The sequence below is a fragment of the Stutzerimonas stutzeri genome (assembly GCF_000935215.1).
Taxonomy (GTDB): Bacteria; Pseudomonadota; Gammaproteobacteria; order Pseudomonadales; family Pseudomonadaceae; genus Stutzerimonas.
In genome coordinates this window covers 1-16442 of record NZ_JXXD01000081.1, presented here as the reverse complement: position 1 = coordinate 16442, position 16442 = coordinate 1, and the positions used below count along the sequence as shown (strand labels likewise).

At 63.4% G+C, this 16442-nt stretch carries 18 protein-coding genes; 7 read left to right on the top strand and 11 right to left on the bottom strand.

Going from position 1 to position 16442, the window contains the following annotated elements:
• Positions 1-53: 53 nt before the first annotated feature.
• The 5 genes from LO50_RS09620 to LO50_RS09600 form a co-directional block, all read right to left on the bottom strand.
• Positions 54-416: a hypothetical protein gene (locus tag LO50_RS09620; RefSeq protein ID WP_336434164.1), complete on the bottom strand. Its 363-nt coding sequence runs from the start codon at positions 414-416 to the stop codon at positions 54-56.
• Positions 417-464: 48 nt separating this feature from the next.
• Positions 465-1175 carry a class I SAM-dependent methyltransferase gene (locus LO50_RS09615; RefSeq protein WP_044314838.1) on the bottom strand — a complete coding sequence of 237 codons (711 nt, stop codon included), beginning with the start codon at positions 1173-1175 and terminating at the stop codon, positions 465-467.
• 74 nt (positions 1176-1249) lie between these two features.
• The gene (blaOXA, locus tag LO50_RS09610) at positions 1250-2032 is read right to left on the bottom strand and encodes a class D beta-lactamase (protein ID WP_044314837.1); all 783 of its coding nucleotides are present in this window, start codon (positions 2030-2032) and stop codon (positions 1250-1252) included.
• A 95-nt stretch (positions 2033-2127) separates the two neighbouring features.
• Positions 2128-2697, bottom strand: a complete 570-nt coding sequence (locus LO50_RS09605) for a GNAT family N-acetyltransferase (RefSeq protein WP_044314836.1) — start codon at positions 2695-2697, stop codon at positions 2128-2130.
• A 40-nt stretch (positions 2698-2737) separates the two neighbouring features.
• Positions 2738-4012 carry a serine hydrolase domain-containing protein gene (locus LO50_RS09600; protein ID WP_044314835.1) on the bottom strand — a complete coding sequence of 425 codons (1275 nt, stop codon included), beginning with the start codon at positions 4010-4012 and terminating at the stop codon, positions 2738-2740.
• Positions 4013-4366: 354 nt separating this feature from the next.
• Here LO50_RS09600 and LO50_RS09595 point away from each other — a divergent pair, with 354 nt between their 5' ends.
• From LO50_RS09595 to LO50_RS09580, 4 genes are all read left to right on the top strand, one after another.
• Complete coding sequence (locus LO50_RS09595) at positions 4367-5290, top strand: ABC transporter ATP-binding protein (protein ID WP_044314834.1); 924 nt, start codon at positions 4367-4369, stop codon at positions 5288-5290.
• A complete protein-coding gene (locus LO50_RS09590; protein ID WP_044314833.1) occupies positions 5287-6018 on the top strand; it encodes an ABC transporter permease subunit in 732 nt (243 codons plus the stop codon). Before LO50_RS09595 ends, LO50_RS09590 begins: the two co-directional genes overlap by 4 nt.
• A 10-nt stretch (positions 6019-6028) precedes the next feature.
• A complete protein-coding gene (locus tag LO50_RS09585; protein ID WP_044314832.1) occupies positions 6029-7864 on the top strand; it encodes a GldG family protein in 1836 nt (611 codons plus the stop codon).
• Positions 7865-8068: 204 nt separating this feature from the next.
• The gene (locus LO50_RS09580) at positions 8069-8278 is read left to right on the top strand and encodes a cold-shock protein (RefSeq protein WP_003283763.1); all 210 of its coding nucleotides are present in this window, start codon (positions 8069-8071) and stop codon (positions 8276-8278) included.
• A gap of 97 nt (positions 8279-8375) precedes the next feature.
• Here the strand turns inward: LO50_RS09580 and LO50_RS09575 are convergent, their stop codons facing one another.
• Genes LO50_RS09575 through dapE form a run of 3 tightly spaced genes read right to left on the bottom strand, consistent with a single transcriptional unit; the run spans position 8376 to position 10752 of the window.
• Positions 8376-8747 (bottom strand): hypothetical protein, encoded by a 372-nt coding sequence (locus LO50_RS09575; protein ID WP_003303949.1) that lies wholly within the window; start codon positions 8745-8747, stop codon positions 8376-8378.
• Between the two features lie 56 nt (positions 8748-8803).
• Positions 8804-9610, bottom strand: coding sequence for a putative RNA methyltransferase (locus tag LO50_RS09570; RefSeq protein WP_044314831.1), 807 nt, complete (start codon positions 9608-9610; stop codon positions 8804-8806).
• Complete coding sequence (dapE, locus tag LO50_RS09565; RefSeq protein ID WP_041013643.1) at positions 9604-10752, bottom strand: succinyl-diaminopimelate desuccinylase; 1149 nt, start codon at positions 10750-10752, stop codon at positions 9604-9606. The genes LO50_RS09570 and dapE overlap by 7 nt, the downstream gene beginning before the upstream one ends.
• A 127-nt stretch (positions 10753-10879) precedes the next feature.
• Here dapE and tcdA point away from each other — a divergent pair, with 127 nt between their 5' ends.
• The 3 genes from tcdA to LO50_RS09550 all read left to right on the top strand — a co-directional run bounded on the left by tcdA (position 10880) and on the right by LO50_RS09550 (position 14360).
• Positions 10880-11689 carry a tRNA cyclic N6-threonylcarbamoyladenosine(37) synthase TcdA gene (gene tcdA / locus LO50_RS09560; protein WP_044314830.1) on the top strand — a complete coding sequence of 270 codons (810 nt, stop codon included), beginning with the start codon at positions 10880-10882 and terminating at the stop codon, positions 11687-11689.
• Positions 11690-11856: 167 nt separating this feature from the next.
• Positions 11857-13146, top strand: coding sequence for an OprO/OprP family phosphate-selective porin (locus tag LO50_RS09555; protein ID WP_042928005.1), 1290 nt, complete (start codon positions 11857-11859; stop codon positions 13144-13146).
• An 83-nt stretch (positions 13147-13229) separates the two neighbouring features.
• Complete coding sequence (locus LO50_RS09550) at positions 13230-14360, top strand: GNAT family N-acetyltransferase (RefSeq protein WP_042928004.1); 1131 nt, start codon at positions 13230-13232, stop codon at positions 14358-14360.
• 9 nt (positions 14361-14369) lie between these two features.
• On the opposite strand, the gene LO50_RS09545 is transcribed toward LO50_RS09550, so the two are convergent.
• The 3 genes from LO50_RS09545 to LO50_RS09535 form a co-directional block, all read right to left on the bottom strand.
• Positions 14370-14792 carry a DUF6306 domain-containing protein gene (locus tag LO50_RS09545; protein ID WP_014820017.1) on the bottom strand — a complete coding sequence of 141 codons (423 nt, stop codon included), beginning with the start codon at positions 14790-14792 and terminating at the stop codon, positions 14370-14372.
• A 97-nt stretch (positions 14793-14889) separates the two neighbouring features.
• Positions 14890-15444, bottom strand: a complete 555-nt coding sequence (locus LO50_RS09540; RefSeq protein ID WP_003303960.1) for a peptidylprolyl isomerase — start codon at positions 15442-15444, stop codon at positions 14890-14892.
• Positions 15445-15472: 28 nt separating this feature from the next.
• Complete coding sequence (locus LO50_RS09535) at positions 15473-16381, bottom strand: LysR family transcriptional regulator (protein ID WP_014820018.1); 909 nt, start codon at positions 16379-16381, stop codon at positions 15473-15475.
• Between the last annotated feature and the right edge of the window lie 61 nt (positions 16382-16442).

Below are 16442 nucleotides of genomic sequence, written 5' to 3'. Positions count from 1 at the left end.
CCCGCCGATAATTTCAGCCAGAAGCTCTCAGCCTAGAGCTCGCGGCGGCGCCATCAGGCGCGGCCACGGGGTGGCTGGTGCTTTCGAGTCTGCCATCTGGTTCGGGCTCGGGAGCCGACATAGGCACCGGCGAGAAACACCAGGGACCACAGCAGCACGAACACCAGCCCGACGGGGAGCAATGGCCCTGTCGGCAACCAGCCGAGCAGATACAGAACCTGCCCGGCCACACAGCCTGCGTAGAGCGGCCACAATGGTTTCGGCGAAACGGAGCCACACAATCCGCCGCCCAGGGCCAGCGTTACGGGGTGATACAGGCCGCCGGCATCCCAGGGCTCGACATGGCCCGTCAGCAGCGGCGACAGGCTCCAGATCGCCGCACCGGCCAACGTGGCGAGAAGAAACGAACGCAACACGGATCGCTTCATGCTCGGCCGGTCGGATACAGCCGCCATGCCGCGGCGTTATTGCGCATCGACCGTTGACCGCGTCGAGTACCAGGCGTGAATCAGCCCGGCCTGGTAGAACAGGACGGGGTCGGTAAAGCCGCCGGATTCGATGATCGCTGCGACCCGCTCGCGAGGCAGCACCGCCACATCGCGGGAGTAGGCTGCGCGCATCTGCTCCACACCGGCGGCCGGGATGGCAGCCACGGTCATCATGTTCATCCAGGTTTCGAGCAGCGCCGTGTATTCGGCCGAGGCGATATCCGATGCCAGGTCGGAGCTGGCCAGGCGTGCGCCCGGGCGAAGCCGGCTAGCGATGGCACGGAAAAACTCCGCACGGGCCCCAGGCTCCAGAATGAATTGCGACACCAGAAAGCACGTCGCGGCATCGAAGGCGTCCTGCTCGGGCAGCGATTGCAGATAGCCCTCATGAAACTGGCAGCGCTCGGCGTAGCCGCCCTCGATCGCCTTGTTGCGGCACACCTCGAGCATTGCACCGGAGGGCTCGACGGCGGTGAAGCTCCAGCGCGGGAAGCGCCTCGCCAGGTATGCGATTTCCTCGCCGGTGCCGGCACCGACGCACAGAATCCGGGCATCGGCTGGGAGGTCCGCAAACACGGCTTCCAGAAGGAAATGCAGGGCCTCGCGAATCGGTGCGGTTCTGGCCCAGCGCTCGTCGTAGCTGGTTGCCTGCTGGTCGAAGATGGCCTTGATTTCATCGTTGCGCATGGCGGATTTCCCAGGAGGTTGTTCAGGATGGGCGCCTAGGCGCACCACCCGGGTTGCTGAGATGCTGAGTTGCTTCAGTCCACCGGCAGAATGCCTTTGGCTCGCAATGCGTTCTGGGCGATCTGCTGACGCAACGGCAGGTCCCTGACGGTTCGGGTGTCCAGGTTCAAGGCGAACAGCCAGGTGTTCTCACCAGTCTCCACGTAGCCGATGTACCAGCCGGTGCCGGGCGTGCTGCGGGCGGCCCAGCCGGTCTTGGCGTAGAGGCGATAGTCCTTGGCGGCTTCGGTGAGCATCACCGTCTTCAATGTGTCGTAACTGCTGTTGCGGTACGGCAGGCTGCGCGCGGTCACGCGTTTGAGCAGCTCGATCTGTTGCTCGGCGCTGATGGTCAGCGAGCCATCCAGCCAGAACTCGGTACCGTTGAAGGGCTCGCGCAGCTGACCGTAATGCGCCTGGCGGATGTGTGGCGGATAGTCAGCCGCACCCACCCGCCGCGCCAGCCACTGATAGCACCAGACGCAACTGACCTGGAAGGCGCTCTTCAGCGTCTGGTCTCGGTTCCAGGCCTCGATCTCGTAACGGGTGTTGTCCCACGGGATGATCTCGTCGGCGCCGGCGATGGCGCCTTCCTCCAGCGCGATCAGCGTGTTCAGCACCTTGAATGTGGATGCGGCGGTGAACGGCTGCTTCGCGCGGGCGTCGTTGTGAACGTAGCGCTGGCCGGTTTCAGCCGATTCGATCACCAGTGTTCCGTCCACGCCAGCCTCGTCGAACAGCCGGGCGATATCGGCATCTTCCGCATGAGCGAAGCCGGAAAAGCCGAGGAACAGAAGCGCGAGGAACAGCTGAGGCATTGAAGAATATCCGTAGGGTGGGGATGAGGGTCCGGCTATGCGCGTGCCGTTCTAACAGGGTTTCCAGCGAAGTCCAGCCAATCGTGAATGAACGGTCATTCAGCTGCAGCCAACTGCGCCGCAAAGTGTTCGCGATCCAGTCGATACAGGCAGTGCCGGCGAAGCGGATGGCCGATGGGTACCCCTGGATGCTCGAACACCTCCGTTTCACGCATGCCGAGACGGGCCATCACGGCGCGTGAACGTCGATTCTCGATAGTAGTGAAGGATACGATTTCGGAAAGATCGAGCGTGCCGAACCCTGTCTTTAGCGCGGCCCACGCCGCCTCGCTGGCCAATCCCTGGCCCCAGTAATCAGCCGCCAGGCGCCAACCTATTTCCACGCACGGCGAGAACGGCAAGGTTGCTGACGGCGTATGCAGGCCGACGAAGCCGATGAATGCGCCGCTGGCTTTCAGTTCGACGGCCCAGAACCCCCAGCCGCGTTCTTCGATCAGCGCCTGGCAGCGGTCAGCCATTGCATCGCTCTCGGCCCGACTGAGCAGAGCGGGGAAGTGCCGCATGATCCTGGGGTCCGCATTCATCGTGGCGAACGGTGCACGATCGGCTGGCGTCCATTGCCGTAAGAGCAGACGTGTGGTCTGGAATTCGATCGGGTCGGTCACTGCGAATCCTTCATCCCGGGCTGTTTGCAGCTTCAGCAAGCTATCGACGCTGTTCTAGCAGATGCTTCGCCACCGCCTCAAAAGCCGGCAACGAGGTGGGGTCGTTTGCTGCGTTGCCCGCCACCGGATGGCTGGCAAAGCGCGCGATCACCATCTCCGCCAGTGGGTCGATATAAAGCGCTTGCCCATGTACCCCACGTGCCATGAAGGCATCATGCCCGTTGTGGGTGACCCACCACATGTTGCGGTAGCTCCAGCCGGGTAGCAGTCGATAACCGGCTTTCGCAAAGTCGTCTCGATTTGCTCCACCACGGATATCTGCCACGACTTCCGCTGGCAGGATCTGAGTACCGTTGTATCGACCTTCGTTACGCATCATTTCGCCAAAGCGCGCAAGGTCGCGCAGGCCGGCATTCAGGCCGCCTCCGGCGAACGGCGTGCTGATGGAGTCTACCGACATGTAGGCATCCTGTTCTGCGCCCAAGCGGCTCCAGATGCGCTCCGACAACAGCTGTGCGACGTTCCGCCCGCTCACTCGCGCGATTACCCAGCCCAGAGCGTCGGAGTTTGCGGTGCGGTAATGAAAGGCCTCGCCATGACGACCTTGCGGTTTGACCGTTTGCAGAAATTCGTAATAGGTCCGTGGCCCTTGGTAATCAGCGGGTTTCGGCAGCGGATTGCCGGCGGCGGCGTGCGCCCATACTTCGGCCTTGGGGTCCGCATAATCCTCGCTGAAGTGAATGCCGGTGGTCATATCCATCAGCTGACGTACGCTGGCATCGCCAAAACCCGACGCTGCCAGCTCGGGAACGTAATCAGCGACCAGACGTTCGGGATCCAGCTTTTCTTCGGCCACAAGAAGCGCCGCCAATGTACCGGTGAAGGTTTTCGTAATCGACATGGCAGCATGCTGTCCTTCCGGCTTCAATACGCCGAAATAGCGCTCGTACACCAGTTTCCCTCGGTGAAGGATGATGATGCCGTCGGTGTAATTGGCTTGCAGCGATTGCTGCCAGGTCATTGGCTCGCCCCCACCAAGCGGGACGAATGTCAGCGCATCGATCTCGTTGCTTGGCTGGTGCTCGAGTAGTGAAGACTCACCTAGGCCGCGTGAGACATTGACGGTAGGCATCAGCTGTCGAAAGTTGGCGACGCTCCAGCGCATCTGCGGGAAGCGAAAATAACTACCATCCTCGAAGCGCAGGATTCGATCAGCCGGTGGCGGCGAGCCGACCATCCATCCCATTGTCGCTGGATCACTGGTTTGTGCGTCTGGAAACTCCGCAGGCTCACTGGCGTACGCTGAGCACGCCATGGCGCCAACAAACAGCAGAGATGTACTTTCGCTAGCTCTCTGGACCTGCGTAGTTTCATGGTTTGTCCTTGCTAATGGCTTGGCTTGGCTTGGCTTGGCTTGGCTTGGCGTGTCGCGGCATGCCGGCCTGGAAGTCTCTCAATCTCTGCCGGCATTTTGGGCGTCTGCGATCCGTGCGGCATGGCCTTATAGCGAATTGCGCGCAGAGCTGTGATGAACAGCGTAGTCCTCTCAGTCTAGGGACTGGTTGCATTCGTCGGGCTGCTGTTCTTATAGTGCCGCCGGCATTTTTGCAGGACCTGGCTCGGGTCGCGCGGCGGCACGCCAGGGCCTTTGGTGCACTGGTGAGAGTCCATGATCGAAATAAGCAACCTGACCAAGCGTTTCGCCCAGCACACCGCGGTCGACGACCTGTCATTCCAGGTCCAGCGCGGCGAGGTGCTGGGATTTCTCGGCCCGAATGGTGCCGGCAAGTCCACCACTATGAAGATGCTGACCGGCTTTCTCGTGCCAACGTCGGGCACGGCGAGCATCCTCGGCCACGACATTCGCACCCAGACCCTGCAGGCCCAGCGGCAGATCGGTTATCTGCCCGAAGGCGCGCCCTGCTACGGCGACATGACGGTGCGCGGTTTTCTCGAGTTCATCGCTGAAGTCCGCGGCTTCCGTGGTGCGGACAAGCGCCAGCGGGTCGAAGCCGCAGTCGCCCAGGTGGAGCTGGAGAACGTGCTGGGGCAGTCCATCGAGACGCTGTCCAAGGGCTTCAAGCGTCGCGTCGGCCTGGCCCAGGCGATACTGCACGATCCGCAGGTGCTGATCCTCGACGAGCCCACCGATGGCCTCGATCCGAACCAGAAACACCAGGTACGTCAGCTGATCCAGGGGCTGGCGCAGGACAAGATTGTCATCATCTCCACGCATATCCTCGAAGAGGTCAGTGCGGTCTGCACCCGCGCGGTGGTCATCGCCCAGGGCCGGCTGGTGGCCGACAGTACGCCGCTGGAGCTGGAGAGCCGGTCGAAATATCACCAGGCCGTCACGCTGGTCAGCGATGGTCCGCTGGACGACGTTGCCCTGGCCGCGTTGCCCGGCGTTGCCGGTGTCGAATTCAACGAGCCCGAGCACAGCCTAACGTTGCTGGCGCAGCCGGGGCAGGTGATTTTCCCCCAGGTCAGTGCTCTGATCGCCCAGCATGGCTGGGTGGTGAAGGAGCTGGACGTGGAACGCGGCCGGTTGGATGAGGTGTTCCGTAACCTGACTCGCGGGGAGTCGCTATGACCCAGTTGCCGGTTATCTTCAAGCGCGAGCTGGGCAGCTATTTCGCCACGCCGCTGGCCTACGTGTTCATCGTGATCTTCCTGGTGCTCTCCGGGGTGTTCACCTTCTACCTGGGCGGTTTCTACGAGCGTGGCCAGGCCGACCTCACGCCGTTCTTCAGCTTCCATACCTGGCTGTACCTGTTCCTGGTGCCGGCGATCGCCATGCGCCTGTGGGCGGAGGAGCGCAAGTCCGGCTCGATCGAGCTCTTGATGACGCTGCCGATTACGCGTTTCGAGGCGGTTACCGGCAAGTTCCTCGCCGCCTGGGTATTCGCCGGCATCGCGTTGCTGCTGACCTTCCCGATGGTCATCACCGTCAATTACCTGGGCGAGCCCGACAACGGTGTGATCGTCGCCGGTTATCTCGGCAGCTGGCTGCTGGCGGGCGCGTTTCTGGCGATCGGCTCGTGCATGTCGGCGCTGGCGAAGAACCAGGTGATCGCCTTCATCCTCGCGGTGGCGGTGTGTTTCCTGTTCATCGTCAGCGGCCTGCCGATGGTGCTGGATGCCTTCGCCTGGGCGCCGCAGTGGCTGATCGATGCGGTGGCTTCGCTGAGCTTCCTGATCCGTTTCGATTCCATCAGCAAGGGTGTGCTCGACCTGCGTGACCTGCTGTATTTCGTCACGCTGATCGTCGCCTGGCTGGCTGCCACTGCCGTGGTCGTCGATCTGAAGAAAGCCGCCTGAGGGAACAGACATGAAACGAGTCATCTATTCCGGTGCCGGGCTGCTGCTGATCGCACTGGCATTTCTGCTGTTCAACGGCGTGTCCGGCATGCTGTTCACCAATGCGCGGCTCGATCTGACCGAGCAGAAGCTCTACACCATCTCCGAGGGCACCGAGCGCATTCTTGACGGCCTGCAGGAACCGATCGAACTGCACTTCTTCTACTCGGACGAGACCTCCAAGGAGCTGGTGGCGCTGCGCAACTACGCGCGTCGCGTCGAGGAGATGCTCAAGGCCTACGAGCGGGCCTCCGCTGGCAAGCTCAAGCTGCAAGTGATCGACCCGCAGCCGTTCTCCGAAGAGGAGGACCGCGCCGCCGAGTTCGGCCTGCAGGCGGTGCCGCTCAACCAGGGCGGCGACAAGATCTACTTCGGCCTCGCCGGCACCAATGCCGAGGGCAGCACGCAGATCATTCCGTTCTTCCCGCTGGATCAGGAAGAGTTTCTCGAGTACGAGATCAGCCGCCTGGTGCAGGGCTTGGCTAGCGGCGAGCTGCCGGTGGCCGGCGTGCTCTCAGGGTTGCAGCTGACCGGCGGTTTCGACATGCGGACTCAGCAGGCGACGCCGCCATGGATGGTGCTGGAGGAAGTCCGCCAGCTATTCCATATCGAAAGCCTGCGCCGCGATGTGGACATGATCCCGACCAACGTCTCGGTGTTGCTGCTGATTCACCCGAAGGATCTGCCCGAGCAGACGCTGTACGCCATCGACCAGTTCGTCCTGCGTGGCGGCAAGCTGCTGGTATTCGTCGATCCGCACAGCGAGGCCGATCCGGGCATGGGCATCGGTCCGGGAGAATTCGGCGAGGAGCGTGCGTCCGACCTCGAACCACTGTTCAAGGCATGGGGCGTGCGCATGGTGCCGCAACAGGCGCTGGTCGATGCAGCCTACGCGATGTCGGTTGGCGTCGGTGCGGAGCGACGTCCGGTGCGCCACGCAGGCTGGTTGAGCCTGCCGCGCAACGCGCTGGATCAGGATGACGTGACCACCGCCGCGCTGGAAAACATCACCATCGCCAGCGCCGGCATTCTGGAGCCGCTGGAGGACGCGACGACGCGCTTCACGCCGCTGTTCGGCAGTTCCGACTACGCCATGCCGGTGGAGGCCGAGCGCTTCGCCACGCTGGACAACCCAGAAACCCTGCTGCTTGGCCTCGAGCCGACCGGCGAGCGCTACACTCTGGCGGCGCGCATCCAGGGGCCGGCGAAAACTGCCTTTCCGGACGGCATCGAAGGCCGTGAAGAGGGCATCAAGGAAAGCCAGAACATCAACGTGATCGCTGTCGCCGATACCGATCTGCTGAGTGATCGCATGTGGGTGCAGGTGCAGGACTTCTTCGGCCAGCGCGTTCCGCAGCCGTGGGCGGACAATGGCGCGTTCGTGATCAATGCGCTGGACAACCTTTCCGGCACCGATGCGCTGATCAGCGTGCGTTCGCGTGGTCGCTTCACCCGTCCGTTCGTGATGGTAGAAACCTTGCAGCGCGAGGCCGAGGATCGTTTCCGCGAGAAGGAAGAAGTGCTGCAGCAGCGCCTGGCTGATACCGAGCAGCAACTGGCCGAGCTGCAGAGTCCGGACCCGGAGCAGGCGCTGGAGCTGACGGCTGAGCAGGAGCAGGCGTTGCGTCAGTTCCAGCAGGAGAAGGTGCGTATCCGCAAGGAGTTGCGTGAGGTGCGCTACCAGCTCAATGCCGATATCGAAGCGCTGGGGCGTACGCTGAAGTTCGCCAACATCGCTCTGGTGCCCTTGCTGCTGACCCTGGGCGTGCTCGCCCTGTGGCTATGGCGACGCCGCCGGAGCGCCTGAACAGAGCACCCGTTCCGGCATTGGCCGGGGCGGGCGAGGGTGTCAAATCCGCAGCGGAAAAAAGAGGCTGACAGCGAAAATCGTTGTTTTATACTCCGGCAACGGTCGCGTTCGAGTCGCATTTGCGCCGGAGCCGAATGCACGAAGGCCTGACCGTCGACCCCTCTTCCGAGGAATAACAAAAAGCGAGTTGGAGAAGTGGTAATGGCTGAGCGCGAGACCGGAACCGTCAAGTGGTTCAACGATGCAAAAGGCTATGGATTCATTCAGCGGGGTAATGGCGCAGACGTGTTCGTGCATTACCGCGCGATCCGTGGCGACGGCCACCGCTCGCTGGCCGAAGGGCAGCAGGTGGAGTTTTCGGTAACCCAGGGCCAGAAGGGCCTGCAGGCCGAAGACGTCGCCGGCGTGTAACTTCGGTTGCGCAATGACAAAGCCCGTCCAAGTGACGGGCTTTTTTGCTATTCGGTGGTTTCGGTCCACCACGGATGAGCGGTACGGCCGATGCCGATCAGCCCGTCCGCCAGACGATTTCCTCTTCACCGTCATCGCTGATGCGGATCCAGCGGTCGGCCTCTTCAACGGCTTCCTCTTCCTGCCAGCCGCCTGGCGCGCAGCGGATTTCCACACCCAAAGCCTGATACGCCGCGCGGGCGCAGGCGAGGTCATCGTCCCAGGGGGTGGCATCGCTTTCCAGCAGCAGACAATGCCATTTGCCCACCGCCTTCGGCAGCCAGGTCACCGGAATGCCGGCGGCGCTGCACTTGAAGGTCTGGCCTTTCTGTTGCCAGGCGGAACATGAGCCAATGGCTTGGGCCAGCCACTCGCCGACGGCCTCCTGACTGGCATCCCTTAGGTAGATCTCGATATCGGGTTGACGCATGGGCGACTGCCTTATGTGGTGGTGCGAGGTTTTGGTCGTAGGCAAATATACGAACGCTAGGGTGTGCGTTCGATCCAGTCGTAGCGTATCGCAACCCGCACGCTGAGGTGACTGTCGATCACGGCGGCGCGGCGCTCGGCGCTGGCGCGCCAGCCGTGCGGGGTCATCGCCAGCAGGTCGGCACGGGCCTGGGCGTTGTCCAGCTGCAGCTCGTAGCTGAGGGTTTCGCTGTGGGCCAGGCACATGCCTTCGGGAATCAGCGACAGGTGCTTCTCGTCATCGTAGTCGCGTACCTCGTCGTAGAGTCGGGCGCGTAGCTCCCAAAGGTGCTCGCGGGTCGGTCCCATGCGCAGCAGTCCGCCGCCGGGTGCGAGCAGGCGTCGCGCCTCCTGCCAGTCCAACGGGCTGAACACGCTGGCGAGCAGGTCGCAGCTGGCATCGGCCAGCGGCACGCGGGCCATGCTCGCCACCAGCCATTCCAGTTGCGGCGCGCGTTTGCAGGCGCGCTTGACCGCTTCGCGGGAGATGTCCAGTGCATAGCCTTCGGCATCCGGTAGTGCCTCGGCCAGCTGGGCGGTGTAGTAGCCCTCGCCACAGCCGATGTCCAGCCAGCGCTGCGGCGCGCGCTCGGCGGCCAGCTCGGCGAGGCGTCGGGCCAGCGGCGCATAGTGGCCGCCGTCGAGAAAGCGTCGCCGTGCTTCGACCATGGCCTGGTTGTCGCCCGGATCGCGGCTGTTCTTGTGCTGCACTGGAAGCAGGTTCAGGTAACCCTGACGCGCGCGGTCGAAACGGTGGTTGGCCGCGCAGACCACGCCGTTGTCGAGCGCGCTCAGCGGCGCCTGGCAGATCGGGCAGATCAGCATGCGAGCAGGTTCACCAGGGTCTGGTAGTAGATCTCGGTCAGCAGGTCGAGATCGCTGGCCAGGATGTGTTCGTCGACCTGGTGGATGGTCGCGTTGACCGGGCCGAGCTCGACCACCTGGGTGCCGAGGGTGGCGATAAAGCGCCCGTCCGAGGTACCGCCGCTGGTGGACGGCGTGGTCTCTCGGCCGGTGACGCTGCGGATTGCCTTGGCCACGCCGTCGAGCAGCGCGCCCGGTTCGGTGAGGAACGGCAGGCCGGACAGTGCCCAGTCCACGTTCCAGTCCAGACCGTGCTTGTCGAGAATCGCGGCGGTGCGCTGCTTGAGCTGTTCGACGGTGGACTCGGTGGAGAAGCGGAAGTTGAACACCGCTTCCAGCGTGCCGGGAATGACGTTGGTGGCGCCGGTGCCGGCGTTCAGGTTGGAGATCTGGAAGCTGGTCGGCGGGAAGAAGGCATTGCCGTCGTCCCAGTGCTCTGCGGCAAGCTCAGCCAGCGCAGGCGCGGCCAGGTGGATGGGGTTCTTCGCCAGATGCGGATAGGCCACATGGCCCTGCTGGCCGCGTACGGTGAGGGTGCCGCCGAGTGAGCCGCGACGGCCATTCTTCACCACGTCACCTACCAAGGCGGTGCTCGACGGTTCGCCGACGATGCACCAGTCCAGGCGCTGGCCACGCTCGCGCAGGCGCTCGACGACGGCCTTGGTGCCGTGGTGCGCAGGGCCTTCTTCATCACTGGTGATGAGAAAGGCGATCTGCCCCTTGTGCTTCGGGTGATCGGCTGTGAAGCGCTCCACTGCCACGACCATCGCCGCCAGGCTGCCTTTCATATCTGCCGCGCCGCGGCCGTGGAGCATGCCCTGCTCGTCGATGCGCGCACTGAACGGCGGATTCTGCCAGGCCTGCAGCGGGCCCGTAGGGACCACGTCAGTGTGGCCGGCGAAGCACAGCACCGGGCCTTCGTTGCCGCGAATGGCCCAGAAGTTCTCCACGTCCTCGATATGCATCGGCTCGATGGCGAAGCCGCAGGCCGCCAGGCGCTGGCTCATCAGCTGCTGGCAGCCTTCATCCAGCGGCGTCACCGAAGGGCGATTGATCAGCTCGCAGGCGAGTTCGAGCGTCGGGGAGAGGGCAGGCGCGGTCATCAGGGCTCCGGTGCGGCGGGGAAAGGGCGCCATATTAAAGCAAAGGCGCGGTTGCGGTGACGGCTGGATGCAGTGGTCGTGGCGTCATGAGGTCTTATAATCGCCAGGTTTTTTCCGGGGAGTCGGCATGTCTATCGATGATCAGCGTTTCGGCGGTATTGCCCGCCTGTATGGCCGCGTCGGCCTCGAGCGGCTGACGGCTGCGCATGTGGCGGTGGTCGGCATCGGTGGCGTCGGCTCGTGGGCGGCCGAGGCGCTGGCGCGCAGCGGGGTAGGCGAGATCAGCCTGTTCGACCTGGACGATGTGTGCATCACCAATACCAACCGGCAGATTCACGCCCTCGATGGCGCAGTGGGCAAAGCCAAGGTCGACGAGATGGCCGCACGTATTCGCGCCATCAACCCGGCCTGCCAGGTTCATGCAGTGGCGGATTTCGTCACCCGCGAAACCATGGCCGAGTACATCACCGAAGACATGGACTGCGTCATCGACTGCATCGACAGCGTGCCGGCCAAGGCGGCGCTGATCGCCTGGTGCAAGCGGCGCAAGATCCAGATCATCACCACCGGCGGCGCCGGCGGGCAGGTCGATCCGACACAAATCCAGGTCACTGATCTGAACAAGACCTTCAACGATCCGCTGGCGGCAAAGGTGCGCTCGCTGCTGCGTCGCGAATACAACTTCTCGCGCACGCCGGGGCGCACCTACAGCGTGCCCTGCGTGTTCTCCACCGAACAGCTGCGCTACCCGAAGCCTGATGGCGGCGTGTGCCAGAGCAAGAGCTTCGTCGGCGAGGGCGTCAAGCTCGACTGCGCCGGTGGCTTCGGCGCGGTGACCATGGTCACCGCCACCTTCGGCATGGTCGCCGCCGCGAAGGCGGTCGACAAACTGGTCGCCGGAGCCCGGCGGCCTAGCGAGCGCAACGCCCGCAGCTGATGAAAACGTGCCGCAGCCGCTCTGCGATGCGGCTCCCCGGAAAGTTCCGCTGTCACAAAAGCTTTACATATCAGTCATTTGGCTGACATACGCCGTCGCCAAGATTGCCCCCAACACAAAGAGCCCATCTCGTGTGTTTCCGACGCTAAACATAAAGGGGAATTTTGATGATCCGTAAGCACTTCGCCGGTTTCGCTGCCAGCGCCCTGGCTCTGGCCGTTTCCGCCCAGGCTTTCGCCGGTACCGTCACCACCGACGGCGCCGATCTCGTTATCAAGACCAAGGGCGGCCTGGAGGTCGGAACCACCGACAAGGAGTTCTCGTTCAAGATCAATGGCCGCCTGCAGGCTGATGCCGACAGCTTCGATGGTTTCTACACCCAGAACGGCGAGCGCGCAGACGAGACCTATTTCCGTCGTGCGCGTCTGGAGATTTCCGGTGTTGCCTTCACCGATTGGGGCTACACCTTCTACCGGAACTTCACCAACGATTCCAGCAACTGGAACGAACTGGCCATCCACTACAACGGCTGGAAGCCGGTCCAGGTTTCGATTGGCCGTATCAAACCGACCTTTGGCCTGGAAGAAGCGGTCAGCTCCAAGTGGATCACCGCCATCGAGCGCTCGGCGATCTATGACCTGGCGCCCTGGCTGAACGACCACGAAGACGGCGAAGGCATCCGCGTGCGTACCACTGTCGGCATGTTCCACGGCGAGGCCGGTGCCTATCGTCAGGATGGTGGCGACGGCGTCGACATGCTCGAGGACGAAGATGGCGCCAACAACACCAGCTTCGTGCTGCGTGGCGTGATCGCCCCGATCGTCGAGAAGGACCAGGTGCTGCACTTGGGCGCGAGCTTCGGTCAGCGTGACGTGGAAGAAGGTTACCTGGAACGCATCCGTCCGCGCCTGTCCGTGCGTGGCACCACCGAAGACAGTGCCAACGGCAACCGCGCCACCTTCGGCGGCACTCGCACCGACGGCAGCGATCAGGCCTGGGGTCTGGAAGCGGCTTACATGATCGGCCCGTTCTCGGTTCAGGGCGAATACCTGACCCGCACCGTCGACGCCATGGAAGGTTTCGAAGACCTCGAAGCCACCGGCTACAACGTCCAGCTGGCCTACACCCTGACCGGCGAGTCGCGTTCCTACAAGCTCGATGGCGGCAAGTTCGACAAGATCAAGCCGGAGAACAAGCAGATCGGTGCCTGGGAAGTGTTCTACCGCTTCGACGACATCACCGTCGATGAAACCGGTGTTGCACCGAGCGGTTATGTCGGGGCGCTGGACAGCGCAGAAGCTGGTGCGAAGACCCACACCATCGGTCTCAACTGGTACGCCAACGAGTCGGTGAAGCTCTCGGCCAACTACCTGAAGACCAGCGTGGACGACGTGGTAAACGCCAATGGCGACGACGACGGCGACGCCATCAGCCTGCGCGCCCAGTACGTGTTCTAAAACATCACCTCATCCGTGATGCTCCATTGAGCCCCGCCCTGGCGGGGCTTTTTTTCGCCTGCGGGACAGGCCAGACTGCGCGCATGCCTATCCAGACCCTGTACCGCCTCGCCGAACTGCCTCCCGCCGAATGGGATGCGCTGCTGAGCGATGATCAGCCCTTCCTTCGTCACGCCTTCCTCTGCGCGCTGGAAGACAGCGGCAGCGTGGGTGGGCGTAGCGGCTGGCAACCTGCCCATCTCCTGCTGCGCGACCCGCAGGGCGCGTTGCAGGCAGCCTTGCCGCTGTATCGCAAGTTTCATTCGTACGGCGAGTACGTGTTCGACTGGGCCTGGGCGGATGCCTGCCAGCGGGCTGGCATCGCCTACTACCCCAAGCTGCTTTGCGCGGTACCTTTCACTCCGGTCGCTGGCGGTCGCCTGCTGGGCGACATGCAGGCTGCCGCCGAGCTGCTCGATGTACTCACCGCTGGGCTTGAAAGGCAGGAGCTGTCGGGGTTGCATGTGAATTTCACCGAGCCGCTGGCCGATCAGCTGCTGGCGGGGCGGGAGGGCTGGCTGGAGCGCATCGGCTGCCAATTTCATTGGCACAACCGTGGCTACCGCGACTTTCAGGATTTTCTCGATGCACTGACCTCGCGCAAGCGCAAGCAGTTGCGCAAGGAGCGCGAACAGGTGGCGGGGCAGGGCATCAGCTTCGAGTGGCGCGATGGGCACGAGCTCAGCGAAGCGGAATGGGATTTTGTCTATGCCTGCTACGCCAACACCTATCAGGTCCGCGGTCAGACGCCCTATCTGACTCGGCAATTCTTCAGCCTGCTGGCCGAGCGCATGCCGCAGGCGATTCGCGTGGTGCTGGCATTACAGGGTTCGAGGCCGGTGGCGATGGCCTTCAGCCTGCGCAGTGCGTCTGGCCTGTACGGTCGTTACTGGGGCTGTCTGGCGGAGTTTGACCGGCTGCACTTCGAGACGTGCTTCTACCAGGGTATCGATCAGGCCATCGCGGGCGGCCTGGAGCGGTTCGATGCCGGGGCGCAGGGTGAGCACAAGCTCATTCGTGGCTTCGAGCCGGTGATCACGCGCTCCTGGCACTATCTGCAGCACCCCGGTTTGCGCGCCGCGGTAGCGGATTTCCTCCAGCAGGAACGTGCGGGGGTGCTGGCGTACGCCGAGGCGGCGCGCCAGGCGCTGCCGTACCGGCAGGCCGGCAGCTAGTCGTTTGTCTCAGGCGTGGGAGGCGGCGCTGTTCTCCTCGTGGATCAGCAGCATGCGTTGCAGTTCGCTACGCAGCAGCGGGTCCTGGCATCCCGGCAGGTACTCGCGCAGTTTGCGGATCACCCACTGCTGACCCCTGTCGATGAAGGGCAGACGCTCGTCCAGCGATTCGATAGCCATCGCCTTGCCGTAGAAGGCGCCGGTTTCCTTGTTGGGTTCCAGCCCCAGATGTTGCAGGCAGTTGAGCAGCAACTTGCAGCTTTCGATTTCGCCCTGGCGGACCTGCTCGAGCAGCTGCCGTTGCTCCGGTGTGCAGGGTTGTTGCAACGAGTCGCCGGCCACCTTGGCCCCGGCGCGCTCCGCGCTGAGCAGGTCCTGCAGCAGCTGGGCTTCGCCTTCCGGGGTGTTCAGTGGGCTTTGTGGTTCGGTCATGTCGCGATCTCCTGTCGGTTGAGGGTTTCGCACGCTGGCGGCAGCCGGGTATGTGCTGGCAGAAATGAAAAGGGCCGGTGAACCGGCCCCTCGGGGATCAGAGTTTCTTCGCGGTGATGATCTTCACCGGGGTCAGCGGCACGTTCTGCATCATGGCGCGGTTGCCGGTGGGCACCTGGGCGATCTGGTCGACCACCTCCATGCCGCGTACGACCTTGGCGAACACCGCGTAGCCAAAGTCGCGGCCACCGTGATCGAGGAAATCGTTGTCGCGATGGTTGATGAAGAACTGGCTGGTAGCCGAATTCACGTTCTGGGTCCGGGCCATTGCGACGGTGCCGCGCACGTTGTGCAGCCCATTGTCCGCCTCGTTCTTGATCGGGGCCTTGGTCGGCTTCTGGTTCAGGCCTTCGCCGAAGCCGCCGCCCTGGACCATGAACCCGGGAATGACGCGGTGGAACACGGTGCCGTCATAAAAGCCGCTGTCGACGTAGCCGAGGAAGTTCTCGACGCTGATCGGTGCCTTTTCCGCTTCGAGCTCCAGCTCGATCTCGCCCAGGCTGGTGGTCAGCAGTACGCGAGGGTTTTCCGCGGCGAACAGGTTGCCGGCCAGCAGAACGGTACAGGCGGCGAGGGCAATGCGTTTCAACATGATGTCTTTCCTGATGTTGGGGAAGCTGTCAGCCGGCCAGTGGAGTGGCCTGGCCAGCATCGTACGTCTTGATCAGCTCGATGAGAATCCGGGTAGCCGGCCCGAGCGGTCTGTCGTGGTTAGTGTAGAGATAGAACAGTGGCCGGCGAATACTGCCTTGGACCAGTGGCAGCGGCTTGAGTATGCCCTCGGCCAGTTCGCGCCCGATCAGATGCCGGGGCAGCCAGGCGAAGCCCAATCCGCTGCTGACGAAGGCCACCGACGTCGCCAGGCTGCCCACCGTCCAGCGCTGTTCGGCACCCAGCCATCCGGCATCACGAGGTTGGCGCAGGCCCGTATCACGCACCACGATCTGCATCTGGCTCTGCAGGTCCTGCACGCTGAGCTTGCGTCCGAGCTGGTGAAGGGCATGGTTGGCGTGTGCCACGGCGACGAACTCCACGGTACTGAGCTCGCTGCCCAGATAGCCGGTGATGTCCAGGCCGCTGATGGCGAGGTCCGCGGTGCCGTCCTTGAGCACTTCCTCGACCCCGGAGAGCACTTCCTCGCGCAGGCGCACCCGGCAGCCGCGGCTCTTCGGCATGAATTCGGTGAGGGCCTGTATCAGCTTGGCGCTGGGGTAGGCGGCATCGACAACCAGGCGCACCTCGGCTTCCCAGCCTTGTTCCATGTGGTGCGCCAGTTCTTCCAGCTGACTGGCCTGTGTGACCAGCTGTCGCGACCGGCGCAGCAGCACTTCTCCTGCCTCGGTCAGCACTGCCTTGCGCCCGTCTATGCGCAATAGCGGCACGCCCAGTTGTTCCTGCATGCGTGCTACGGTGTAGCTGACCGAAGACTGCGACCGATGCAGCGCTTCGGCCGCCTGGGCGAAGCCGCCGTGATCAATGACCGCCTGCAGGGTGCGCCACTGATCGAGGGTCACACGGGGCACTTTCATTCCTTCGGTTCCTTTAAGGCTGTAATGGACTCTCCCTGCACCACGTTTCTTCTATAACTCC

Coding starts and splice junctions, on each gene's coding strand:
- LO50_RS09615 (WP_044314838.1), bottom strand. CDS start 1,175: ATGCGCAACGATGAAATCAAGGCCATCTTCGACCAGCAGGCAACCAGC.
- blaOXA (WP_044314837.1), bottom strand. CDS start 2,032: ATGCCTCAGCTGTTCCTCGCGCTTCTGTTCCTCGGCTTTTCCGGCTTC.
- LO50_RS09600 (WP_044314835.1), bottom strand. CDS start 4,012: ATGGCGTGCTCAGCGTACGCCAGTGAGCCTGCGGAGTTTCCAGACGCA.
- LO50_RS09595 (WP_044314834.1), top strand. CDS start 4,367: ATGATCGAAATAAGCAACCTGACCAAGCGTTTCGCCCAGCACACCGCG.
- LO50_RS09590 (WP_044314833.1), top strand. CDS start 5,287: ATGACCCAGTTGCCGGTTATCTTCAAGCGCGAGCTGGGCAGCTATTTC.
- LO50_RS09585 (WP_044314832.1), top strand. CDS start 6,029: ATGAAACGAGTCATCTATTCCGGTGCCGGGCTGCTGCTGATCGCACTG.
- LO50_RS09580 (WP_003283763.1), top strand. CDS start 8,069: ATGGCTGAGCGCGAGACCGGAACCGTCAAGTGGTTCAACGATGCAAAA.
- LO50_RS09575 (WP_003303949.1), bottom strand. CDS start 8,747: ATGCGTCAACCCGATATCGAGATCTACCTAAGGGATGCCAGTCAGGAG.
- LO50_RS09570 (WP_044314831.1), bottom strand. CDS start 9,610: ATGCTGATCTGCCCGATCTGCCAGGCGCCGCTGAGCGCGCTCGACAAC.
- dapE (WP_041013643.1), bottom strand. CDS start 10,752: ATGACCGCGCCTGCCCTCTCCCCGACGCTCGAACTCGCCTGCGAGCTG.
- tcdA (WP_044314830.1), top strand. CDS start 10,880: ATGTCTATCGATGATCAGCGTTTCGGCGGTATTGCCCGCCTGTATGGC.
- LO50_RS09555 (WP_042928005.1), top strand. CDS start 11,857: ATGATCCGTAAGCACTTCGCCGGTTTCGCTGCCAGCGCCCTGGCTCTG.
- LO50_RS09550 (WP_042928004.1), top strand. CDS start 13,230: ATGCCTATCCAGACCCTGTACCGCCTCGCCGAACTGCCTCCCGCCGAA.
- LO50_RS09545 (WP_014820017.1), bottom strand. CDS start 14,792: ATGACCGAACCACAAAGCCCACTGAACACCCCGGAAGGCGAAGCCCAG.
- LO50_RS09540 (WP_003303960.1), bottom strand. CDS start 15,444: ATGTTGAAACGCATTGCCCTCGCCGCCTGTACCGTTCTGCTGGCCGGC.
- LO50_RS09535 (WP_014820018.1), bottom strand. CDS start 16,381: ATGAAAGTGCCCCGTGTGACCCTCGATCAGTGGCGCACCCTGCAGGCG.